19 protein-coding genes, 1 pseudogene and 1 riboswitch are annotated in these 21,049 nt (G+C 70.1%); of the genes and pseudogenes, 8 read left to right on the top strand and 12 right to left on the bottom strand.

From position 1 onward, the window contains the following. Position 1 precedes the first annotated feature (1 nt). The gene (locus ABZ851_RS08590; RefSeq protein WP_361124078.1) at positions 2-1,474 is read left to right on the top strand and encodes a D-alanyl-D-alanine carboxypeptidase; all 1,473 of its coding nucleotides are present in this window, start codon (positions 2-4) and stop codon (positions 1,472-1,474) included. A 45-nt stretch (positions 1,475-1,519) separates the two neighbouring features. Here the strand turns inward: ABZ851_RS08590 and ABZ851_RS08585 are convergent, their stop codons facing one another. From ABZ851_RS08585 to trpS, 3 genes are all read right to left on the bottom strand, one after another. Beyond that, the gene (locus ABZ851_RS08585) at positions 1,520-2,527 is read right to left on the bottom strand and encodes a YihY/virulence factor BrkB family protein (RefSeq protein WP_361124076.1); all 1,008 of its coding nucleotides are present in this window, start codon (positions 2,525-2,527) and stop codon (positions 1,520-1,522) included. 251 nt (positions 2,528-2,778) lie between these two features. After that, positions 2,779-3,363, bottom strand: a complete 585-nt coding sequence (locus ABZ851_RS08580) for a 2'-5' RNA ligase family protein (protein ID WP_361124074.1) — start codon at positions 3,361-3,363, stop codon at positions 2,779-2,781. 204 nt (positions 3,364-3,567) lie between these two features. Next, a complete protein-coding gene (trpS, locus tag ABZ851_RS08575) occupies positions 3,568-4,578 on the bottom strand; it encodes a tryptophan--tRNA ligase (protein ID WP_361124904.1) in 1,011 nt (336 codons plus the stop codon). Positions 4,579-4,923: 345 nt separating this feature from the next. On the opposite strand from trpS, the gene ABZ851_RS08570 reads away from it, so the two are divergent. Beyond that, positions 4,924-6,228 (top strand): cytochrome P450, encoded by a 1,305-nt coding sequence (locus ABZ851_RS08570; protein ID WP_361124072.1) that lies wholly within the window; start codon positions 4,924-4,926, stop codon positions 6,226-6,228. An 88-nt stretch (positions 6,229-6,316) separates the two neighbouring features. Here ABZ851_RS08570 and glyA read toward each other — a convergent pair whose 3' ends face one another. Beyond that, complete coding sequence (gene glyA, locus ABZ851_RS08565; protein ID WP_361124070.1) at positions 6,317-7,630, bottom strand: serine hydroxymethyltransferase; 1,314 nt, start codon at positions 7,628-7,630, stop codon at positions 6,317-6,319. A 41-nt stretch (positions 7,631-7,671) separates the two neighbouring features. After that, a riboswitch (ZMP/ZTP riboswitch) is annotated at positions 7,672-7,763 on the bottom strand. Positions 7,764-8,010: 247 nt separating this feature from the next. Here glyA and rocD point away from each other — a divergent pair. Further along, positions 8,011-9,216, top strand: a complete 1,206-nt coding sequence (gene rocD / locus ABZ851_RS08560; protein WP_361124068.1) for an ornithine--oxo-acid transaminase — start codon at positions 8,011-8,013, stop codon at positions 9,214-9,216. A 133-nt stretch (positions 9,217-9,349) separates the two neighbouring features. Here rocD and ABZ851_RS08555 read toward each other — a convergent pair whose 3' ends face one another. Both ABZ851_RS08555 and ABZ851_RS08550 read right to left on the bottom strand, forming a co-directional pair. Then, positions 9,350-9,748: a DUF4440 domain-containing protein gene (locus tag ABZ851_RS08555; protein ID WP_361124066.1), complete on the bottom strand. Its 399-nt coding sequence runs from the start codon at positions 9,746-9,748 to the stop codon at positions 9,350-9,352. A gap of 131 nt (positions 9,749-9,879) precedes the next feature. Beyond that, entirely contained in the window at positions 9,880-11,145 is a 1,266-nt protein-coding gene (locus ABZ851_RS08550; protein WP_361124064.1) for a tetratricopeptide repeat protein, read from the bottom strand. Positions 11,146-11,395: 250 nt separating this feature from the next. Between ABZ851_RS08550 and ABZ851_RS08545 the strand changes: the two genes are divergently transcribed. From ABZ851_RS08545 to ABZ851_RS08530, 4 genes are all read left to right on the top strand, one after another. After that, entirely contained in the window at positions 11,396-11,818 is a 423-nt protein-coding gene (locus ABZ851_RS08545; RefSeq protein WP_361124062.1) for a hypothetical protein, read from the top strand. Between the two features lie 86 nt (positions 11,819-11,904). Next, the gene (locus tag ABZ851_RS08540; protein WP_361124060.1) at positions 11,905-12,135 is read left to right on the top strand and encodes a hypothetical protein; all 231 of its coding nucleotides are present in this window, start codon (positions 11,905-11,907) and stop codon (positions 12,133-12,135) included. Continuing rightward, complete coding sequence (locus ABZ851_RS08535; RefSeq protein ID WP_361124058.1) at positions 12,110-12,622, top strand: DUF6879 family protein; 513 nt, start codon at positions 12,110-12,112, stop codon at positions 12,620-12,622. Before ABZ851_RS08540 ends, ABZ851_RS08535 begins: the two co-directional genes overlap by 26 nt. Positions 12,623-12,647: 25 nt before the next feature. Next, positions 12,648-13,493, top strand: coding sequence for a helix-turn-helix transcriptional regulator (locus ABZ851_RS08530; RefSeq protein WP_361124056.1), 846 nt, complete (start codon positions 12,648-12,650; stop codon positions 13,491-13,493). 927 nt (positions 13,494-14,420) lie between these two features. On the opposite strand, the pseudogene ABZ851_RS08525 reads toward ABZ851_RS08530, so the two are convergent. The 3 genes and pseudogenes from ABZ851_RS08525 to ABZ851_RS08515 form a co-directional block, all read right to left on the bottom strand. After that, positions 14,421-14,792 (bottom strand): annotated as a pseudogene (locus ABZ851_RS08525) (helix-turn-helix transcriptional regulator); the annotation flags it as partial. 51 nt (positions 14,793-14,843) lie between these two features. Beyond that, entirely contained in the window at positions 14,844-15,371 is a 528-nt protein-coding gene (locus tag ABZ851_RS08520) for a DUF6879 family protein (RefSeq protein ID WP_361124054.1), read from the bottom strand. Between the two features lie 165 nt (positions 15,372-15,536). Next, entirely contained in the window at positions 15,537-16,154 is a 618-nt protein-coding gene (locus ABZ851_RS08515) for a PadR family transcriptional regulator (protein WP_361124052.1), read from the bottom strand. Positions 16,155-16,295: 141 nt separating this feature from the next. Here ABZ851_RS08515 and ABZ851_RS08510 point away from each other — a divergent pair, with 141 nt between their 5' ends. Next, positions 16,296-17,636, top strand: coding sequence for an NAD(P)/FAD-dependent oxidoreductase (locus tag ABZ851_RS08510; RefSeq protein ID WP_361124050.1), 1,341 nt, complete (start codon positions 16,296-16,298; stop codon positions 17,634-17,636). Between the two features lie 130 nt (positions 17,637-17,766). Here the strand turns inward: ABZ851_RS08510 and ABZ851_RS08505 are convergent, their stop codons facing one another. The 3 genes from ABZ851_RS08505 to ABZ851_RS08495 form a co-directional block, all read right to left on the bottom strand. After that, on the bottom strand, positions 17,767-18,957 hold the full coding sequence (locus ABZ851_RS08505) for a glutathionylspermidine synthase family protein (protein WP_361124048.1): 1,191 nt from the start codon (positions 18,955-18,957) through the stop codon (positions 17,767-17,769). Positions 18,958-18,972: 15 nt separating this feature from the next. Beyond that, positions 18,973-19,392 (bottom strand): hypothetical protein, encoded by a 420-nt coding sequence (locus ABZ851_RS08500; protein ID WP_361124046.1) that lies wholly within the window; start codon positions 19,390-19,392, stop codon positions 18,973-18,975. Between the two features lie 230 nt (positions 19,393-19,622). Continuing rightward, positions 19,623-21,049: Ig-like domain-containing protein (locus tag ABZ851_RS08495; protein ID WP_361124044.1), on the bottom strand; the 1,427-nt coding region annotated here is incomplete at its 5' end.

The raw sequence follows: 21,049 nt of genomic DNA, 5'->3' as shown, positions 1-21,049 counted from the left end.
TATGGGCAGCGGCTCCATCCGGCGGGCGGCAGGGGCACTCTTCCGTGGGGTGCTGTCGGCGCCCCGGGCAAAGGCGGGTACGTTCACCGACGTGCCGACGACCTTCTGCGCCTCCACGGCTTCCCCGGCTTCCCTGGCCTCCACCGATCCGACCGACCCGGCCACATCGGCTGCCCCGTCCTCATCGGCTGCCCCGGCCGCATCAGCTGTCCTGACCGCATCGGCCGCCCCTGCCCCTGCCGCTGCCGGCACCGCCGGTCGTGCGGCCCGCAACGGCTTCCCCCTGCGCACCGCCGCCGCGCTGGCCGCCTCCGGGCTGCTGGCCTCCCCGCTGCTGGCCGGCACCGCACACGCCGATCCCAAGGCCCCCGCGCCGCCGTCGACGATGTCGCAGATCGGCGGGGGCCGGCTGGGCACTCCCGGCGTCCAGGTGGCGCTGAAGCCCGGCGCGCCGAAGCTGCCGGGCCCGGACGCGCTGACCGCCCGCTCGTGGATCGTCTCCGACGCCGTGTCCGGCAAGGTGCTGGCCGCCAAGAACCCGCACTGGCGGCTCGCGCCCGCCAGCACGCTGAAGATGCTGTTCGCCGACACGGTGATGCCGAAGTTCCCCAAGAACCAGAAGCACACGGTCAAGCCCGCCGACCTGGCGGGGATGGGTGCCGGCAGCAGCCTCGTCGGGATAAAGGAGAACCTGAGCTATACGGTCCACGACCTGTGGCTGGGCGTCTTCCTGCGGTCCGGCAACGACGCGGTGCACACGCTCTCCGCCATGAACGGCGGGACGAAGGCCACCGTCGCGCAGATGCAGCAGCGGGCGAAGGAACTGAACGCCAACGACACGCATGTGGTGACCCCGGACGGCTATGACGCGCCGGGCCAGGTCTCCAGCGCGTACGACCTGAGCCTGTTCGCCCGGGAGGGGCTGCGGAACGCCGACTTCCGCGAGTACTGCTCGACGGCCAGTGCGCAGTTCCCCGGTGACGCGGGCAAGGGCGGCAAGCGGGCGACGTTCGGCATCCAGAACACCAACCGGCTGCTCAGCGGCGACTACGACATCAAGCCGTACCCCGGTATCGCGGGGGTGAAGAACGGCTCCACCACCCACGCGGGGTCGACCTTCACCGGCGTGGCCCACCGCGGCGACCGCAAGCTCCTCGTCACGATCATGAACCCGGAGAAGAAGGAGCACAACGAGGCCTACAAGGAGGCCGCCAAGCTGCTCGACTGGGGCTTCGCGGCGGCCGACAAGGTGGACCCGGTCGGGCGGCTCGTCGGCCCCAGGAGCGAGGACGACGGCACCGGCGCCGTGAAGGCCAAGGGCAAGGGCAAGGACGGGCACAAGAGCACCCAGGCCGCACTGAACAGCGCCGGTGGTGCGAACGGCGCGTGGACCGCGGTGGGTGTCGGCAGCGGTGTGCTGGCGCTGCTGGGCATCGTGGCGTTCGCCGTGCACCGGCGCCGGCCCCGTAGGTGACCCGCGCGGGCGCGGGTGCGGGAGGGCGGCTGACGCCGGTGACCGTCAGGCCGCCCGGTGGCGCTCGCGTCCCTCCGCCCGCTCCCGCCCCGCCGGCCCGTCCGGCGCCTCCCGTACCTCCTGGCCGTCAGTCCTGCCCGGTTCCTCCGGCTCCTCCGGCGCCTCCGGCCCGTCCGGCGTCTTGAGGTCTTCGTCCCCCGCGTGCTGCTCCTCCTCCGTGGCCGTCCAGGAAGCGCAGTACACCAGCAGCTTCGCGGTGAAGTTGATCCACAGCAGCAGCGCGACCGGGGTGCCGAAGGCGCCGTACATGCTCCGGGAGGCGACGCCCTGGAGGTAGCCGCTGAGCAGCAGCTTCAGCAGTTCGAAGCCGATCGCGCCGAGGAGGCCGGCGACCACGACGGCGCGGCGTGACGGATGGACGCCGGGGAGCCTGGTCAGTATGTAGGCCAGCAGCAGGAAGTCCGCGAGGACGGCGATGACGAAGCCGGCGGCCGAGAGCAGGACGCTGCCGATGCCGTTCTCCGGAAGGCCGATCGCCTCGGCCACCTTGCCCACCGCTGCGCCGGCGAAGGTCGAGCAGGCGAGGGAGAGCACGGCGACGCCGCCGACCCCGAGCAGCAGGACGCCGTCCCGGAGCTTGCCGAGGAAGAAGTTGGTCTTCTCGTTGTCCTTCTCCCATACGGCGCGCAGGCAGTCGCGCAGCGACTCGACCCAGCCGATGCCGGTGAGCAGCAGCGCGGCACCGGCGACCAGACCGATGGTGGTGGCGTTGTCGACGAGTGCGGCGATGTCGAGCTGTCCGGAGATGCCGGGCAGCTGCTCGGCGATCTTGCCTTCCAGGGTGTGCAGCCGGGCGTCGCTGAGCAGCGCGGCGCCGATCGCGGCGGCGACGGTGAGCAGCGGGAAGAGCGCGACGAAGCTGGTGAAGGTGATCGCGGCGCTGAGCCGGGTCCAGTGCACCCGGAGCATCCGCTCATAGGCACGCCAGAGGTGCGTGGTCATCAGCCAGGTGACGGCCGGTCCGATCACCGGCAGTTTGCTCAACCAGTCCATGGCGTTCCCCTCGTGCGGTCCCAGGCGGCCGTTGCCCTGGTGACCTTGTGCCCGCCGGTCCGTGCAGGATGTCAGGCGCGCGCCCGGCGCGACCGGAAAGGCGCGCCCGACCTCCGGGTATCCGGGCAGCGGGGCAGCCCGCAGGGGAACAGGAGCGGGGCAGCGGGACAGCCCGCAGGGAAGCAGGAGCGGGGCCGCGGCAGACACCGCGGGCGACCGGGGCGAGCCGTTCCCGCGACGGACGGCCGCGCTCAGCAGGAGGCGGCCGGCGGCCGGGAGAGATCGGCGGCCTGGCGCGGGACCGCGGCCGTCCGCGGCCCGAAGGGGTACTCCCGCTCCAGCCGCCACACCGCGTCCGGGCCCTGCTCGTAGAGCGCGAAGCCGCCGATCGTCCAGGTGGCGCAGAAGTCCCTGAGCCCGGCCTGGGCGCGGTCCATGGCCGCTTCGTCGATGCCGTGGGCGACGGTCACATGCGGGTGGTACGGGAACTGCAGCTCGCGTGCGCAAGGACCGGACGCGGCGCGGATCCGGGCCTGGAGGGCGGTGCAGCCCGTCACGCCCTCGGTGACCTTGACGTAGACGACCGGGGAGAGCGGACGGAAGGTCCCGGTGCCTTCCAGGCGCAGCGGGAAGGGGCGGCAGCCGGCCGCGACCTCGGCGAGGTGGCGTTCGATGCCGGGCAGCGCTTCGGCGCTGACCTCCGTCGGCGGGAGGAGGGTGATGTGCGTGGGGATGCCGGGTGCGGCCAGGTCCCCGAAGCCCGCGCGCTTCCTCTGGAGGAAGCTGCCGTACGGCTCCGGGACCGCGATCGAAACGCCCAGCGTTACGGTCCCCACTGCGTTCTCCCTCCTGACGTATGTGCGGCGCGCTCGCGCACCCTCTTAGTGTGCCGGGTGCGCGCCCTTCCCGGGGAGCGTCCTCGGCCGTCTTGTGCGCGGGCGCAGGAGCCCCCACGGGTGGGGGCCCCGGGTCCTGCGCGGTCCGCGCGGCCGGTTGCGGTCCGCCGTGCGGACGCTCCCGGCCGGGCGCGGACGGTGCCGTCAGTGCTTGGCCGGCAGCAATCCGAGCCGGTCATAGGTGGTGGCGAGGGTCTCGGCGGCCACCGCACGAGCCTTCTCCGCACCCTTGGCCAGGATCGAGTCCAGCGTCTCGGGGTCGTCCAGATATTCCTGCGTACGGTCCCGGAACGGTGTGACGAATTCGACCATCACCTCGGCGAGATCGGTCTTGAGAGCGCCGTACATCTTGCCCTCGTACTTCTGCTCCAGCTCCGGGATCGTGGTGCCGGTGAGGGTGGAGTAGATGGTGAGGAGGTTGGAGACACCGGGCTTGTTCTCCGTGTCGTAGCGGATCACGGTGTCGGTGTCGGTGACCGCGCTCTTGACCTTCTTCGCGGAGACCTTCGGCTCGTCGAGGAGGTTGATCAGGCCCTTGGCGCTGGCGGCCGACTTGCTCATCTTGGCCGACGGGTCCTGGAGGTCGTAGATCTTGGCCGTCTCCTTGAGGATGTACGGCGCCGGGATCGTGAACGTCTCGCCGTAGCGGCCGTTGAAGCGCTCGGCGAGGTCGCGGGTCAGCTCGATGTGCTGGCGCTGGTCCTCGCCGACCGGGACCTGGTGGGCCTGGTAGAGCAGGATGTCGGCGATCTGCAGGATCGGGTACGTGAACAGGCCGACGGAGGTGCGGTCGGCGCCCTGCTTGGCGGCCTTGTCCTTGAACTGCGTCATCCGCGAGGCCTCGCCGAAGCCGGTGAGGCAGTTCATCACCCAGCCGAGCTGGGCGTGTTCGGGCACATGGCTCTGGACGAAGAGCGTGCAGCGCTCCGGGTCGAGGCCGGCGGCCAGCAGCTGGGCCGCCGCGATCCGGGTGTTGCGGCGCAGCTCGGCCGGGTCCTGGGGGACGGTGATCGCATGCAGGTCGACCACCATGTAGAAGGCGTCGTGGGACTCCTGCAGCGCCACCCACTGGCGCACGGCACCGAGGTAGTTGCCGAGGTGGAAGGAGCCGGCGGTGGGCTGGATACCGGAGAGCACACGCGGACGTTGCTGCATGGCGGAGCCATTCCCCCGAGGGTGGTGGTGGGCGACGGGCGGGCGTTCGAGAGCCATGGGTCGATTGTCTCAGGTCGGCAAGGGGCACGGGCCTGTGGTGCCGCCTGCGGCGCCGGTTCCGGGCAGGCGGCGGCGCGGCGGCGGGGCGTCGGGGCGGGCGCTGCGGGGCTCCGGGCGGGCGCTGCGGGCAGCGCCGCGGCGCCCTGTTCGGGGCGGGCGGGAGCTGGAATCGTGGGTCTGTCGTGGCCTCGCGGCAGCGCCGTACGCGGCCCCCGGCACCGTGGTCCGCGCTCATGGGCCCGTGCACCGCCCCGGATCACCGCCCCCGATCTGTGAGGACTGCTGATGACCGACGGACAGCCGATCTCCGGCAACGCCCGCCTCTTTGCCCCCGCGCCCCTCCCGCCGCCCGACGCCACCTGTCCCGCGCGCTCCGGGGGCGGCGCGCCGCGTCCGCTCGCCCCCGGTGGCGCCGGCCGGGCCGCGGCCGATGCGCTGCTGCGGGCGGCCGGAGCGGTGGTCCCCGTCCTGCTGCCCGGGGAGGTGCCCGCCGTCGCCGTCACCCGTTACGAGGTGCTGCGCGAGGTCCTTGCGCACCCCGAAGTCGCCAAGGACGCCTGCCACTTCACCGCCCTGCACGACGGCACCTTGCCGCCCGGCTGGCCGCTGACCACCTTCGCCACCGTCGACGGGATGATCACGGCCGACGGGGCCGATCACCGGCGGCTGCGCGGTCCGGTGACCAAGGTGTTCACCGGGCGGCGGGTGGCGGCGCTGCGGCCCCGGGTGGTGGAGCTGACGGCCGGGCTGCTGGACGGGCTGCCGGGGGCCGCCGCGGCCGATGGCACGGTGGATCTGCGCCGGCACTTCGCCTATCCGCTGCCGATGAGCGTGATCTGTGAACTGCTGGGCGTGGACGCCTCGTTGCGCGACCGGCTGCACGAGCTGTCGAACCTGATCGTGCGCACGGCGGACGGGACGCAGGCCGCCCACCGCGAGATCATCGCCATCCTCACCCGGGTCGCCGAGGCCCGGCGGGCGGACCCGGGCGACGATCTGACCAGCGCGCTGCTCGCCGCCCAGGAGGAGGACGGCGACCGGCTGAGCGCCCGGGAACTGGTCGGCACCCTGCTGCTGATGATCATTGCCGGGCACGAGACCACGCTCAATCTGATCACCAACGCGGTGCGGGCCCTGTGCACCGACCGCGGACAGCTGGAGCTGGTGCGCGACGGGCGGGCCACCTGGGACGACGTGGTCGAGGAGACGCTGCGCTACGACAGTCCGGTCGCCCACTTCCCGTTCCGCTACCCGGTCCGGGACCTGGAAATCGGCGGCACGGTCGTTCCCCGCGGCACACCGATGCTGGCCTCCTACTCCGCGGCCGGCCGGGATCCGGACGCCTACGGCCCCGACGCGGACCGGTTCGACGTCACCCGGCGGCCCGCTGCCCGGCACCTCTCCTTCGGCCACGGTCCGCACTACTGTCCGGGCGCGCCGCTGGCCCGGCTGGAGGCGACCGTCGCCCTGGAAGCGCTGTTCACCCGCTATCCGGCGCTGGACCTCGCCGTCCCGGACGCGGAGCTGCCGCCGCACCCGAGCTTCGTCGGCAACAGCACCCACGTCCTGCCGGTCCGGCTCACCGGCTGACCGGCCGACCAAGATCAGCCGGCCGGTGAGCCGCCGCACCGCGGGCCTGAGGCCGTCGCGCGTCCCGGGCCGTCACGAGCCCCCGCCCTCAGGCCGTGGCGAGCCCCGGCGCCGGGTAGGCCGCCATGAGCTCCGCGACCTCCGTACGGATCACCGCCAGTGCCTCCTCGTCACCCTTCGCCGCGGCCTGGACGCTGCGGTCGATCCACTCCGCGACCAGCGGCATCCGGTCCGGCCCCAGCCCGCGGGAGGTGAGGGACGGAGTGCCGATGCGGATACCGGAGGGGTCGAAGGGCTTGCGGGGGTCGAAGGGGACGGTGTTGTAGTTGACGACGATGCCGGCCCGGTCGAGCGCCTTCGCGGCGACCTTGCCCGGCACCTCCTTCGACGTGAGGTCGATCAGCACCAGGTGGTTGTCGGTGCCGCCGGAGACCAGGTCGTAGCCGCGGGCCAGCAGCGCCTCGGCGAGCGCCTTGGCGTTGGCGACGACGGCATGGGCGTAGTCGCGGAAGGACGGAGCGGCCGCCTCGCGCAGGGCGACCGCGATCGCGGCGGTGGTGTGGTTGTGCGGACCGCCCTGCAGACCGGGGAAGACGGCCTTGTCGACCGCCTTGGCATGGCTCGCCCGGGACATCAGCATGGCGCCGCGCGGCCCGCGCAGGGTCTTGTGGGTGGTGGTGGAGATGACGTCCGCGTGCGGTACGGGCGAGGGGTGGGCGCCGCCCGCGATCAGACCGGCGATATGGGCGATATCGGCGACGAGGACGGCGTCGACCTCCCGGGCGATCTCGCCGAACGCGGCGAAGTCGATGGTGCGCGGGACGGCGGTACCGCCACAGAAGATGATCTTCGGGCGTTCCTTGCGGGCGAGGTCGCGCACCTCGTCGAAGTCGATCAGCGCGGTGTCGGGGCGTACGCCGTACTGGACGCCGCGGAACCAGCTGCCGGTGGCCGACACCCCCCAGCCGTGCGTGAGGTGACCGCCCATCGGCAGCGCCATGCCCAGCACGGTGTCGCCGGGCTCGGCGAAGGCGAGGTAGGCGGCGAGGTTGGCGGGCGAGCCGGAGTACGGCTGGACGTTGGCGTGCTCCACGCCGAAGACGGCCTTGGCCCGCTCGACGGCCAGCGTCTCGACCCGGTCGATGTTCTGCTGGCCTTCGTAGTAGCGACGGCCCGCGTACCCCTCGCTGTACTTGTTCTGCAGGACGGTGCCGGTGGCTTCCAGGACGGCGGCGGAGACGTAGTTCTCGCTGGGGATCAGCCGCAGGGTGTCGGACTGCAGCTGCTCCTCGGCGCCGACCAGCGCGGCCAGTTCGGGGTCGGCGGCGCTCAGCGCGGGATGCGGAAGGGACTGCGGAGTGCGGGAGTGCGGGGTGGGCTGTGACACGGGGGCCTGCGACATGGCGTCCTCCGGGGCGGTCGATCGGTGATCCGGTCGTGGTCCCGGGGTGCCCAGGCGGGGCGGCACCTCGTGATGGTGGCCGCACACCGCTTCCTCGAGGTTGTTTCCCCGTACGCCAGTCGCGGTGCGCACCCAGAGTCTAGGACACCCCCGGGTGCCCCTCAGGACGTCCCCAGGAGCCGGAAGGGTACTCCTCAGGGAGTTCCCCACGGCGTCCCCGGGGTGCGTCCCCCGGAGCGTCGCCCAGGGCACCCCCCGACACGTTCCTCAAGGCCCTGCCCGGCGGATCTTCGCAGGCCGGTCGCTCCTGGCCGGCGCAACAATGGAGGGGGACGCGGCAGTGTCCGCGCCCCGCACGGTTCTACCGAACGGAGTCACCGGTGACGTCCACGGAACGCGGCATCGCCGCCGCCGAGGCCCACAGCGCACACAACTACCACCCGCTGCCCGTCGTCGTGGCCACCGCCGAGGGTGCCTGGGTGACGGACGTGGCGGGCCGTCGCTACCTGGACATGCTCGCCGGGTACTCCGCGCTGAACTTCGGGCACGGCAACCGCCGCCTGCTCGACGCGGCCAGGGCCCAGCTGGAACGCGTCACCCTCACCTCCCGCGCCTTCCATCACGACCGGTTCGGCGACTTCTGCGCGCAGCTGGCCGCGCTGTGCGGGATGGAGCTGGTGCTCCCGATGAACACCGGCGCCGAGGCGGTCGAGACGGCGGTGAAGACGGCCCGCAAGTGGGGCTACCAGGTCAAGGGCGTCCCGGACGGCCACGCGAAGATCATCGTCGCGGACCACAACTTCCACGGCCGGACGACCACCATCGTCTCCTTCTCCACCGACCCCGAGGCCCGCGCCGGCTTCGGCCCGTACACCCCCGGCTTCGAGATCGTCCCGTACGGCGATCTGTCCGCGCTGGCGGCCGCCTTCGACGACCACACGGTCGCGGTGCTGCTGGAGCCGATCCAGGGCGAGGCGGGGGTGCTGGTGCCGCCGCCGGGCTATCTGGCGGGTGTACGGGAGCTGACCCGCAGCCGGAACGTGCTGTTCATCGCCGATGAGATCCAGTCGGGGCTGGGCCGCACCGGCCGGACCTTCGCCTGTGACCACGAGGGCGTGGTCCCCGACATGTATGTGCTGGGCAAGGCGCTGGGCGGCGGCGTGGTGCCGGTGTCGGCGGTGGTGTCCTCCCGTGAGGTGCTGGGCGTCTTCGCGCCCGGCGAGCACGGCTCGACGTTCGGCGGGAACCCGCTCGCCTGCGCGGTGGCACTGGAGGTGCTGGCGATGCTGCGGACCGGCGAGTTCCAGCAGCGGGCAACGGAGTTGGGCGAGCATCTGCACGGCGAGCTGGGGCTGCTGGTGGGCGGCGGCGCGGTGGACGCGGTGCGCGGCCGCGGGCTGTGGGCCGGAGTGGACATCAACCCGTCACGCGGCACCGGCCGGGAGATCTCCGAACGGCTGATGGCGCGCGGGGTGCTGGCCAAGGACACCCATGGCGCCACCATCCGGCTCGCCCCGCCGCTGGTGATCAGCAAGGAGGACCTGGACTGGGGGCTGGACCAGCTGCGGGGGGTGCTGGAGGAATGAGACGGGGCCGGCGTGCAACGGGCGGCCGGCGGGCGAAGGTGCCCCGACCGCTCGTTGCGCCATGTCATGGACGCACGACATCAGCCCAGGCCGGCCGGGCCACGCAGGACCGCGCAGCCGAACGCCACGGCGGTCAGGGCTCGTCGTACCAGGCGACAGCCGCGATGCGCCAGCCCTCTGGGGTGCGGACGAACTGGATGGTCTTGGTCCCCCCGCCCTCGAACGGGTCACCGTCCAAGATCCCGGACTTGCGGTACGCACAGAACCGCGACGCGATATCGCCTGCGATCTCGGTTCGTCCGGACGTCTCCCACTCGGAGAACTCGACCAGCCGGCCGTCGCTCAGCAGCCGTTGGCGAGGCTCGATGAACTCGTCCACGGTGTAGACGGTGAACTCCGGGCCGGTCACGATGATCACGCCCGCGGGAAGGACCAGCCGACGGATGCGTGCCACGTCGGCACTCTTGCCGCCCCGGTTGTCAAAGGCGCCGAAGAACTCAGCGGTTACCAAGTCGATCTCGGTCCTGGACATCGTGCGACGGTAACACCCTCCCGCATGCCCTGGGGCGGCCTCGCCCTGGTACTCCCACCAGAGTCACGGAGGCCGGCAGTCGCGGCCTGGCGGCCCCGGCAGTGGTCGAGGCCGGCCTCGTGCTCGCAGTACTAGGCCATGAGCGACGCTGGAACCACGAGCCGGGCACGTTCGTGAAGTTCCCGGGCGGCGTGGTTCTTGAGGTGGGGGCGGATGAGCTTGAACATCTTCCCCATGCGCCGGTCGACCCTCCCGCTTTGCACCAGAGGATATTCGTCCAGCGCTTCATTCCATGTCGCACAAGCCGCTTCCAGGTGCCCCACCTCAAGTTGGAACTCGGCGAGTGTGGCCCGTTCCTTCACCCGGGACCGGCGGTAGATGTCGTAGCACAACCTGTCCGATTCCCGCATCGCCGCAACGGCTCCGGGAAGGTCTCCCAGCTCGTGGCGAACATGGCTGATGTGGTAATGCAGAGCTGAGGGATCATAGGACCCGAAGGCTTTCGCTCGCGCCTCGGCCTTTTCCATGGAGATTTCAGCCTCTTTGAGATGTGCCAGAGCCTTGTGACTGTCTCCGGTTTGCGCAGCGGCATGTGCCTGCTGGCCCGCAAGGAAGGCGAGCATACGTGGGCCCGCTTGCGGAGAGGCGGCGGCCGCGGCATCGGCCAGTCGCATGGCTTCACGGCCGTGCCCCAGGTCAACTGCCTGCACACTCATACCCCGCAGTGTCGTGCAGTACGTGAGGTGGTCCTCAGAGGCTCCGGCCAGCTCCAATGCCTTCAGGTAATACTTCTGCCCCAGCCCCTCCACCCCCTCATCCACCGCCATGTATCCGGTGAGATAGCAGAGGTCGGAGGCTGCCGACAGCATTGCCTTGCGCACCGATTCCGGCGCCTCGGCCCGCAGGTACGGAGCCACCGTATTGACGAGGAAAGCCGCAGCCATGGGGCGGGCGTGACGTCCGCCGAATTGGTCGTCGAGTTCCGAGATCCGTTCGGTCATGGCGGTGACCGTTTCCACTTCCGGCATGCCGATGCGCGGATTTCGGCCGCCTTGAATGGCTTCCATCCGTCCCACCACATCCGGCCAATTGGGCACGGTCAGCGCAACGGAAAAGAGCCCTATACCGAGAACGCTGCGGCGTGAGGGGTCCATGTCTCCCCTCCCGAGATCGATCAGCCCTTCCACCGCGCTCGGGGTGGCGTGCGAGCCGCTGACAGGGGCAGGGGCGGGGAATCCGGCCTCCGCATGCGTGACCGGACGTCCCAGCTTCCGCGCCAGGGCCTCCACGATCAGCGGTCTGACCTGCTCCTTCGGCACGTGCCCCTGACACCACTGATGGGCCGACGGCTCGCGGTACTTGAGCGGGGTTCCCCGCTCGGTGCCGATGCGGTTCACGGCCTGGACGAACTGCCGCAGCGTCCAGCCGGTCTGCCGGTCTGCCGGTAGAGCCGTTCAAGGTGCCGGTTCGGTTCCCGAGTGCCCACAGCCCTCAACTCCCCGATGCGCGCGAGCGCTTAAAGCTCTTAAAAGCCGCTTCCACTGCCACCGTACCGCTGGGCGTAGCGGACCGGTTGCCCAGCGCGAGGAAGGCCCTCCTCGAGAGACGGAGAGGACCCCGGCAACCGTGGTGGAACGAACCGGGGGCGTGGCCTTCAACTACAAGGGAGTTGACGCCATGCCCGACGCTTCAGCAAGGGACTTCGTCCGGCTGCTGCCGTGGACCGGCTCGGACGGGAAACCGTGCTTCCTCGCACGCGACGGGACCGGATATGTCTCCCGTGTCGCCGACCGGATCGAGAAAGAGCAACTCAGCTCGGCCGACGATCTCCTCGACGAAGCCCGCCGCATGCTTGCCGGACGGGCCTGGACGCCCGGGGAATTGCACCTCCTGGCCGTTGAATTGACTGCGTCCCTCGCCGATGTGCGCCGGGTGGCCGAAAGCTGGGGCGGGCGTTTGGCCGCCCTCGGCCACGACGTCCCCGACGATGCCGACGGCGAAGGGGCCGACTTTCGGCGGAGGCGTTCGGATGAGGGGGGCGCGACCGGGCCGGCACCGGTCAATGCGTAGAAGTTCGTGCAAGTCGCTGGCGCGCCGCTGAGGCTCAGGCACAAGCTCGGACATGTTGATCGTCACCCGAGGCGACGGAGGACACCATGGCTTTGCACCGCCTGGGCAAGGACCCCGAAAGTCCGAACAACGGTTCCCCGACTGTGTACCTGGACGAGGAGAGCGGAAACTACATCCTGCAAGGGTGGCGGGTCACGGACCCCGAGCGTCTGGCGCAGATGGACGTTCCCAGCCATGAGACCGTGATCGAGTTCCCGAAGCGCATGATGCAGTTCTTCCCGGAGGTGAACGGTGGCGACGGCGGAGCCGACGTTTGAGGAGCTGTTCCGGACGGCCCGGCACAGCGCGTGGCACTTCGAGGCCAGGGACGCGTACGCACTGGACGAGGCGTACCAAGAGTGGGCCGCCGGCAACCGCTTCGACCCCGCTGAGCGTTGGCCGTGGTGGATCGATCTTGTCTCGGCCTCGGTGGCTCGTGGCGTGGAGGTACGCCGGGCGCGGGTCGTCTCGGAACCCGTATCCGCCTACATCCGGTACGAGCACGCGCTCACCGGCGGACACAACGTCAAGGCCGGAGAGTCGGTGCGCTGGCTCCCCCGTCGGAACGCCTCATCGTTGCTGTTGCCGGGCAACGACTGCTGGGTCTTCGACCGTTCGTCGGTGCTGTTCAACCACTTCAACGGTGACGGGGAGATGACCGGTGAAGAGCTGGTGACCGAACCCGGTGTGGTCCACGCCTGTGTATCCGCGTTTGAAGCGATCTGGGAACGGGCGACGCCCCACGAGGAGTACCGGCCGACCTGACGGTACGCACTCGGAAGACTCGATCGTGACGTCCTCGTCCAGCATCCGGCAGGCCCGAGAGGCCCTGGGCAAGCGCCTGCGCGAAATGCGCAAGGATTCGGGCCTGACAGCACGGGAGCTGGCCGCCCGGGCCGGCTGGCACGAAAGCAAGTGCAGCCGCATCGAGAACGGCCGCACCGGGCCGTCCGACGATGACCTGCGGGTGTGGGCGCTGCACTGCGGAGCGGAGGGACAGACGGCCGACCTGATCGCCACCGCACGCAATATCGATGGTGCGTATGTCGAGTGGCGACGCATGGAACGCTCCGGACTGCGTCGAGCACAGGAATCGGTTCTCCCGCTGTGGGAAGGAACGCGGCATTTCCGCGCCTACTCGTCGTGGCTGATCCCGGGCCCCTTCCAGACGCCTGCGTACATTGAGGCAATCCTCAGGGCGATTCGTGACCGGCGGGCGCTCCCCGACGACCTGGAGGAAGCTGTCCAGGTCCGCGTGGACAAGCAACGCATCCTGCACGAAGGGCCACGCCGCTTCGCTGTGATCTTGGAAGAGAGCGCACTTCGCCATCGGATCGGTGGCACTGCGACGATGGCAGGCCAGCTTGGGCACCTGTTGTCTCTGGCTGCGCTGCCCCACGTCAGCCTCGGGGTGATCCCACTGCACGCGGACCGTACCGCGCTGTGGCCCGTGGAGGACTTCTGGATCTTCGATGAAACCCAAGTCAGCGTAGAGCTGGTGTCTGCCTTTCTCACCGTCACGCAGCCGCACGAGATCAGCATGTACGCCCACACCTTCGCGGGCCTCGCCGAATTGGCCGTCTACGGGGCTCCGGCACGAACTCTGATCACAGCAGCGATCGATTCCCTCGGGTGAGCGCGCGCAAGTTCGCGCACGTTCGTCGAGGCCCACTCTTCAGCCTCCCTGGCTTGCCATCATGCGGACGGCGCCAGCTGCGCCGTGTCGCATGGCAACTCGTCCGCTGAATGCACCACGCCCCTGCTCCGGCCATGTTCCGGAGCAGGGGCGCTTTGTCTTCACCAGCGTGGGCTACTTACCGTTCCCGCCCTGCGGCGACGGTTCACGCGGAGCCTCCGGGGGCATAGGGCCGCCATCGTGTTTGCCGCCGTCCTCTTGCATCTCCGCCTCGTGGCGGAAGGGCACACCGCGCCAGCCTTCGGCGTCGGGTACGCGCGTCTCGTACGTATCGACGCTCACCACGTTCATTCACCAACCTCCTCTTTCGCGAGGAGCCATGCCGCCGTACGGTCGAGGGCATGGCCCCTGGGCCGCAAAGGGGTTTCCTTTGCGGTTGGTCACCCGCCCCGGCTGCTCGACTGTCCAGGTTTCCGCAGCCGGGGCGGGAGTCTTCAGGCTCCGACTGCCGCCGGTCAGTCCTGCCCGGGGCGGTCATGACGCCTTCGCGTGCCCACGGCCGTGGTCTCGGATCTCCCGGGCGGCAGAACATGCCTCAGCCTTGTCGTTTCGCTTCAACGCCGCACTCCGCTGGAGTCCCAAGGCGTTACACACTTTGCATCCGGGGACTGGTTCGCCCTCCAACGGCAACTCGTCCAGCGGCAGTTCAACGGGCGGTTGGCTGTACCGAATGGGGTTCGTCATGACGTCTCCGCGGGGTGAACGGCTTGTTTTCCCGACGGTATGGAGAGCCAGAGACTCAGCTCAATGAACTTCTACGAACTTGTACGCCGTCACCCGAGGGTGTCGATTGCCGAGGTAATGAGATTCCTGGCAGCGGCCCCGTAAACAGCGATGCCTGCGAGTTCGGTGAACGTCTTGGCGTGTGTAGTCCTCGGTCTGGAGCAGCCCTGGGATGACCCACGACTGATAGAAGCGGAACCAATGGGTTCGCTCGAAGAGTGGCAGCACAGCCTCCTGGGCACGCTTCAGGCCGGCGCTTTCCAGGCGCCGCCACTCCACGTACATGCCGTCAATGCCACGGGCGGTCGCGATGAGGTCCGCGGCTTGGCCCTCGGCGTCACAGATCCGGGTCCAGGTACGAATGTCCGCATCCGAGGGAGGAGTCCGGCCGTTCTCAAGCCGGGAGCTCTTCGACTCATGCCACCCTGCCGCCGCCGCCACAGCTCGGGCGGTCAGACCGGAGTCCTTGCGGATCTCGCGGAGGCGCTTTCCAAGCGCTTCCCTGGCCTGCTGGATGCTGGACGACGGCGACGATGGGGACACGGAGAGTTCAGCCCTGTTCGTGGATCAGACCGGCCTGTAAACCTCGTGCGGGATCGCGCGTTCCCAGACCGCCTCGAATGACGTTGAGCAGAGCTGCACGATGGCGGGATCCGTCGTCCGCTCCTCATCTCCCTTGGGTGACAGCTCGCCGTCCCCGGTGAAGTGCAGGAACACGACAAGGCTGTCATCGAACAGCCAGAAGTCATTGCCCGGGAGCGCCACGTCCGACACCTTGCGACGCGGCAGCCAGCGCACCTGCTCGCCGGCCGCCACATTGCTGGGCGTGAGGTGGTGCTCAAAGCGGAGGTAGTCACTCATGGGCTCGGAGAAGATCCGAGCACGACGGACTTCCACACCGCGCGTGGTGATCTCTTGCATCAGGGCGAGCCAGGGGCGGGAGGCTGGGTCGCTTTTGGCAGGAACACTTTGCGGGTCCTGCCGCCATGAGACGAATCGCGGGTCGGATCGCATGTACCCGTCCCTCATCTCCAGGTGAACGGCTGAACGCTTGGCCTGCTTGAACAGCTCGCTAAACGTCAGCTCGGCCACCACCGCGTACCTCCGTAAAGAACTGTGTCATGTACTTGGGGATCTCCACGACCGTCTCATGGTCCGGGAGATCCAACTTGCATGAACTTGCGCGGGTTCAGGGGTTCCTGCGATCGCCGCCGCCGAGGCCCACAGCGCGCACAATTACCACTCCCTGCCCGCCGCCCGTCAGGTGTTGTCGCGGGCAGCGGCGACGATGCGGTCGAGTTCTTCGCGGTTCCAGGTGAACGAACCGTCGGCCAGCGCGGCGAGGATGCCGTCCACCCATGACAGTTCGGCCTGGGTGACCGCGCGCAGGTATTCGCTCTCGATCAGGGCGACCCGCGGGAGGCCGTGGCCCTCGGCCTCGCTCGCGAGTTCGGCGTCGAGTTCGGTGAGGCGCCGGGCGAGACGGTCGCGCCGCTGGTGCAGCAGGTCCTGGGTGGCCCGGGGGGTGAGCACCGGCAGGAAGGACAGTGCGGCGGGGAACTCCGGGTACTCGTTGCGGGGCGTCGACAGGATCTCGGCCATCCACTGGCGGGCGGCCGCCCGTCCCGTGTCGGTGAGGCGGTAGGTGGTGCGTTCGGGGTAGCGCTCGTCGCGCTCGGTGCTGCCGACGGCGATCAGCCCGGCGTCTTCCAGGCGGGCGATCGTGCGGTACAGGCCGGCGCGCTGGCCGACGTTGACGACCTGGTCCTTGCCCCACTGCTTGATCAGGCGCTGGATGCCGTAGGGGTGCAGCGGGCCGGCCTCCAGCAGGCCCAGGACCGCCAGGGCCAGGGGGGAACGGCGGAATGTCGAGGTCACGGGGCGACGGTACACCGACCACCGGCATCACAACTAGTCGCAGCACATCTAGCCATGGAGATATTAGTTGCACTGCACCTAGATGCCGTGCCACTATCCCGGTCCTCAGCCGTTCCCCTTGAGGAAGGAACCGGAAAATCCATGCACGTGATCATCATTGGCGCCGGCACCGGCGGGCTGGCCCTGGCTCACGGCCTGAAGCGGGCCGGTATCAGCTGCGCCGTATACGAGCGCGACCGCACGCGTGGCGGCGGACTCCAGGGCTACCGGGTGGGCATCGACCCCGACGGCAGCCGGGCGCTCAGCCGTCTGTTGCCCCCCGGGCTCTTCGACACCTTCGTGGCGACCTGCGCGCGCAGCGGTGACCGCTTCAACGTGTTCACCGAGAAGTACAAGGAAGTCCTCTCGCTGACCGGTTTCGCCACGTCCGGTGCGGACGGGGCGGGTGCGGAGCGTTCCGTTTCCCGGATGACCCTGCGCCAGGTCCTGCTGACCGGGCTGGAGGAGCTGGTCCACTTCGACCAGGTCTTCACCCGCTACGAGCACAACCCCGACGGCACGGTCACCGCGCACTTCGAGGACGGCACCTCGGCCACCGGAGACGTGCTGGTGGCCGCCGACGGATCCCACTCCCGGGTCCGCCGCCAGTACTTACCGCACGCCCCCTTGGAGGACAGCGGCCTGATCGGGATCACCGGCAAGGTGCCCCTCACCGAGGAGACCCGCACGCTGCTGACCCCGCAGGTCATCGACGGCGTCAACATGTTCCTCGCGCCCGGCGGATACTCGCTGGTCATCCACGTCATGCAGTTCCCGTGGGACGAGCGGGGCCGGCCCCGCCAGGGCATCGGCGCGAGTGACACCGAACTGCTCGACGCCTGGCCCGGCCTGCAGTTCGACAACACCCGCGACTACATCATGCTGGCGTTCGGCGGCGCGGCTCGTAACCTGCCCGCCGACGTCCTCCGGATGAACGGCCGGCAGCTGCACGACCTCACGGTCGAGCTCACCCGCACCTGGGACGTCCGGCTGCGCACACTGGCCGAGCTGGCCGACCCGTCCACCTGCTTCCCCCTCAACATCCGCACCTCGGCCCCGGTCGCGCAGTGGCCCACCAGCAACATCACGCTGATCGGCGATGCCATCCACACCATGACGCCGGGCCGCGGGGTGGGCGCGAACACCGCGTTGCGCGACGCCGAGCTGCTGTGCGCCAAGCTGGTCTCGGCCCGCGACCGCGAAGTGCCGCTGATACCGGCGATCCGCGACTACGAGACGCAGATGATCGACTACGGCTTCGAGGCGGTCCGGAAGTCCCTGGCGCAGATGCGGGGAAGCGATCCGGTCCACAAGCCGGTCCTCGGCCGCGCGGTGCTGGCCGGGATGCGTACCGGTATGCGGGTGGTCAACCACCTGCCCCCGCTCAAGCGCAGGATGGCCGCCGCCGCACAGCAGTACCGCGGCCATGACCGCGACGCGTAGCGGCACGCGTCGATCACCGACCGCCGTCGGCTCGCCCGTCCGGTGCCTCCGCGCCGCGCCGGATCGCCCGTCCGGTGTCCGGGCGGCGACGGGACGTCGATCCGGCGGCCCGCCGCGCCGGGCCGCCGCCTCAGCGGATCACATGTGGCAGAAACCGCGCGTACTCATCGGTGACCGGCCCCGCCGATTCCCGGATGCCGAGCCCCGCCGACTCGTCCTCGACGACCCAGGCGCCGAGGACGACCCGGTTGCCGTCGAAGTCCGGCAGTGGTGCCAACTCCTGGTAGCAGCAGGGGTCCTCGGGCCCCCGCAGTACCGGCTCGGCGCCCGGTTCGTGCAGGGTGACACCGGCGCCCTCCCGGCCGAGCAGCGGCTTGGCGGCGTAACCACGGGTGTGCGCCAGCTCGCGCGGCCCGTCGAGGTAGGCGGGGAGCAGATTCGGATGCCCCGGGTACAGCTCCCACAGGATCGCCAGCAGCGCCTTGTTGGAGAGCAGCATCTTCCAGGCGGGCTCGATCCAGAGGGTGGAGCCCGTACCGCCGCCGTTGTCGAGGGTGTCCAGGACGAACGGGCCGAAGTCGTCGGTGGCCAGCCACTCCCACGGGTAGAGCTTGAAGCAGGACCGCATGAAGCGCAGCCGCTGATCGACGAAGCGGCCCGACAGCCGGTCCCAGCCGATGTCCTCCATCGAGACGGCGACCGTCTCCAGGCCCGCCTGCCGCGCCGTCTCCTCCAGATAGGCGACGGTCATCAGATCCTCGCCCAGCTCGTCACCCGCCGAGTGCGCGAAGTGCACCGGCGCACCGGGCGGCAGCAGCGGGGCCTGCCGCTTCCAGGCCGCCACCAGCCGCTCGTGCAGCGAATTCCACTGGTCGGCGCCGGGGAAGCGTTCCTCCATCCAGAACCACTGCGGGCCGGCCGCCTCGACCAGCGAGGTCGGCGTATCGGCGTTGTACTCCAGCATCTTGGCCGGGCCGCTGCCGTCGTAGTGCAGATCGAACCGCCCGTAGAGGGAGGGCAGTTCATCCCGCCGCCGCCAGGACTCGGCGACCAGGCGGGCCAGCCGCGGGTCCTCGATGCCGAGGTCGGCGAGGCGGTCGTGCGCGACGAGGTGGCCGGCCGCGGCCAGGCACATGCCGTGCAGCTCCTCGACGACGTCCTCCAGGGCCTCGACCTCGGGGAGGGTGAAGGAGTAGTAGGCGCTCTCGTCCCAGTACGGGCGCAGCGAGTCGTCCGGGTAGCGGGTCAGCGGGTAGATCAGGCCCTGCGCCTCGACGGTCTGCTGCCAGCCGGGGCGGGGCTCGATGGTGTGGCGTTCCATGCCGTCCGGGCCCGCTCAGCCGCCGAAGGAACCGTGCCGGCCGCCGCCCGATCCGGAGCAGCCGAAGCCGCCCCGGTTGACGGCCGTGGTCCTGCTGAAGGTGCCCTCGTCGGCGTACTTGCCGCCGGCGTTGTCGGGGTCGTAGTACCACTGGCCGTCGACGGGCGTCTTGGCCGCGCCGCCGCCTCGGCCGGTCTTGCCGTATTTGCCGCTTCCGGTGCTTGTGCTGCCGCTGTTTCCGGACGACGAACTGCCGCCTGCCGAGCAGTTCTTGGAGTCGACGATGCGGTAGCCCTTGAGGGTGTCGTAGCTGTTGCGGTCCACACAGCGCTTGTCGGGCTCGGAGCCGCAGGACGTCAGCGCGGCGGCCAGGGCCCCCATCCCGCCCAGTATCACCGTGCTCGACCGCAGCCGCCGACGTGCCTTCTCTGCCATGTTCTGCCTTCCCCCGTGAACACGTGGAACGTCCGGAACCCCCGCATGACCTGCAGCTGGATCTCCGGAATATCTGTTGGAGCGGAGCCAGCGTAGACGGCACCCGTGGGACCGCCGCAAGGCGGGAGGCCGGGGTGCGGCGGCGGACACGTACACAGGCGGCCGGGCCGCCCTCGTGGAGGACGGCCCGGCAGTGTTGATCAGGCAGTTCGTGCGGTGGGGTTGGAGGGTCAGGGGCCCGCGAGGACGGTCTGGGTGTCGGTGTCGCTGGAGCCGGTGAAGTTGGTGTCACCGGCGTAGACCGCCGTGATGGTGTAGACGCCGGTGGTCAGCGGGGTGCTGACCGCGGCGACACCGGAGCCGTCGAGCGTGCCGGTGAGGCTGATGGTGGTCACACCGTCGGTGACGGTGAAGTTGACCGTCCCGGTCGGGACGCCGCTGCCCGGCGCCACCGCGGAGACGAACGCGAGGATCGCGACCGTGTCACCGGAGTTGGAGGGGTCGGGGAACGAGGTGGCCGTGGTGGTCGTGGATGCCTGGCTGACGGTCTGGGTGTCCGTACCGCTGGAGCCGGTGAAGTTGACGTCGCCGCTGTAGGTCGCGGTGACGTTGTGGACACCGGCGTCGAGCGTGCTGGTGGTGACGGTCGCGACGCCGCCGGAGACGGTGCCGGTCAGCGTGCCGCCCCCACCACCGTCGATGACGAAGACGACCGAGCCGGTCACCGTGCCGGCACCGGGCGGGACCGGCGCCACCGTGGCGGTGAAGGTCACCGTCTGCCCGAAGACCGACGGGTCGGGCGCGGACGTGACCGTGGTGGTCGTCGGCGCCTGGGCGACCGTCTGGGTGTCGGTGCCGCTCGACGCCGCGAAGTTGGCGTCACCGCTGTACGTCGCGGTGACCGGGAACGTACCCGCGTTCAGCGCGCTGGTCGTGACGCCGGCGGTCCCTCCGACGAGGGTGCCGGTCAGCGTCGGGCCGCCGGTGATGACGAAGGTGACCGTGCCCGTCGGCGTCCCCGCGCCCGGCGCGACCGGTGCCACGGTGGCCGTGAAGGTCACGGACTCACCGACCACCGACGGGTCGGGCGACGAGGTCACCGTGGTGGTCGTCGACGCCTGGCCGACCGTCTGGGTGTCGGTGCCGCTGGAGCTGGTGAAGTTGGCGTCGCCGCTGTAGGTCGCGGTCACCGTGTACGCGCCCGCGGTCACCAGGCCGGTGGTGCTGACGCCGGCCGTGCCGCCGCTCAGGGTCCCGGTCAGCGTCACCGTGGTGACCCCGTCCGTCGCCACGAACACCACCGTGCCCGTCGGCGTACCCGCACCCGGCGCGACCGGAGCCACCGTCGCCGTGAAGGTCACCGACTCACCCACTACGGACGGGTCCGGCAACGAGGTCACCGTGGTGGTGGTCGACGCCTGGCCGACCGTCTGCGTGTCCGTACCGGTCGAGCCGTTGAAGTTGGCGTCACCGCTGTAGGTCGCCGTGACGGAGTACACGCCCGCGGTCACCAGCCCATTGGTGCTGACGCTGGTGGTGCCACCGCTGAGCGTGCCGGTGAGCGTCACCGTGGTGACCCCGTCCGTCGCCACGAACACCACCGTGCCCGTCGGCGTACCCGCACCCGGCGCGACCGGAGCCACCGTCGCCGTGAAGG

The organism is Streptomyces sp. NPDC047049, assembly GCF_040643995.1.
GTDB classification, from domain to species: Bacteria; Actinomycetota; Actinomycetes; order Streptomycetales; family Streptomycetaceae; genus Streptomyces; species Streptomyces mooreae.
Note: the sequence above shows the minus strand (reverse complement) of the source record. Positions and strands in the feature narration are given on the sequence as shown.

Coding starts and splice junctions, on each gene's coding strand:
- ABZ851_RS08540 (WP_361124060.1), top strand. CDS start 11,905: ATGGCTTTGCACCGCCTGGGCAAGGACCCCGAAAGTCCGAACAACGGT.
- ABZ851_RS08555 (WP_361124066.1), bottom strand. CDS start 9,748: ATGTCCAGGACCGAGATCGACTTGGTAACCGCTGAGTTCTTCGGCGCC.
- ABZ851_RS08570 (WP_361124072.1), top strand. CDS start 4,924: ATGACCGACGGACAGCCGATCTCCGGCAACGCCCGCCTCTTTGCCCCC.
- ABZ851_RS08500 (WP_361124046.1), bottom strand. CDS start 19,392: ATGGCAGAGAAGGCACGTCGGCGGCTGCGGTCGAGCACGGTGATACTG.
- ABZ851_RS08505 (WP_361124048.1), bottom strand. CDS start 18,957: ATGGAACGCCACACCATCGAGCCCCGCCCCGGCTGGCAGCAGACCGTC.
- ABZ851_RS08585 (WP_361124076.1), bottom strand. CDS start 2,527: ATGGACTGGTTGAGCAAACTGCCGGTGATCGGACCGGCCGTCACCTGG.
- trpS (WP_361124904.1), bottom strand. CDS start 4,578: ATGCAGCAACGTCCGCGTGTGCTCTCCGGTATCCAGCCCACCGCCGGC.
- ABZ851_RS08510 (WP_361124050.1), top strand. CDS start 16,296: ATGCACGTGATCATCATTGGCGCCGGCACCGGCGGGCTGGCCCTGGCT.
- glyA (WP_361124070.1), bottom strand. CDS start 7,630: ATGTCGCAGGCCCCCGTGTCACAGCCCACCCCGCACTCCCGCACTCCG.
- ABZ851_RS08590 (WP_361124078.1), top strand. CDS start 2: ATGGGCAGCGGCTCCATCCGGCGGGCGGCAGGGGCACTCTTCCGTGGG.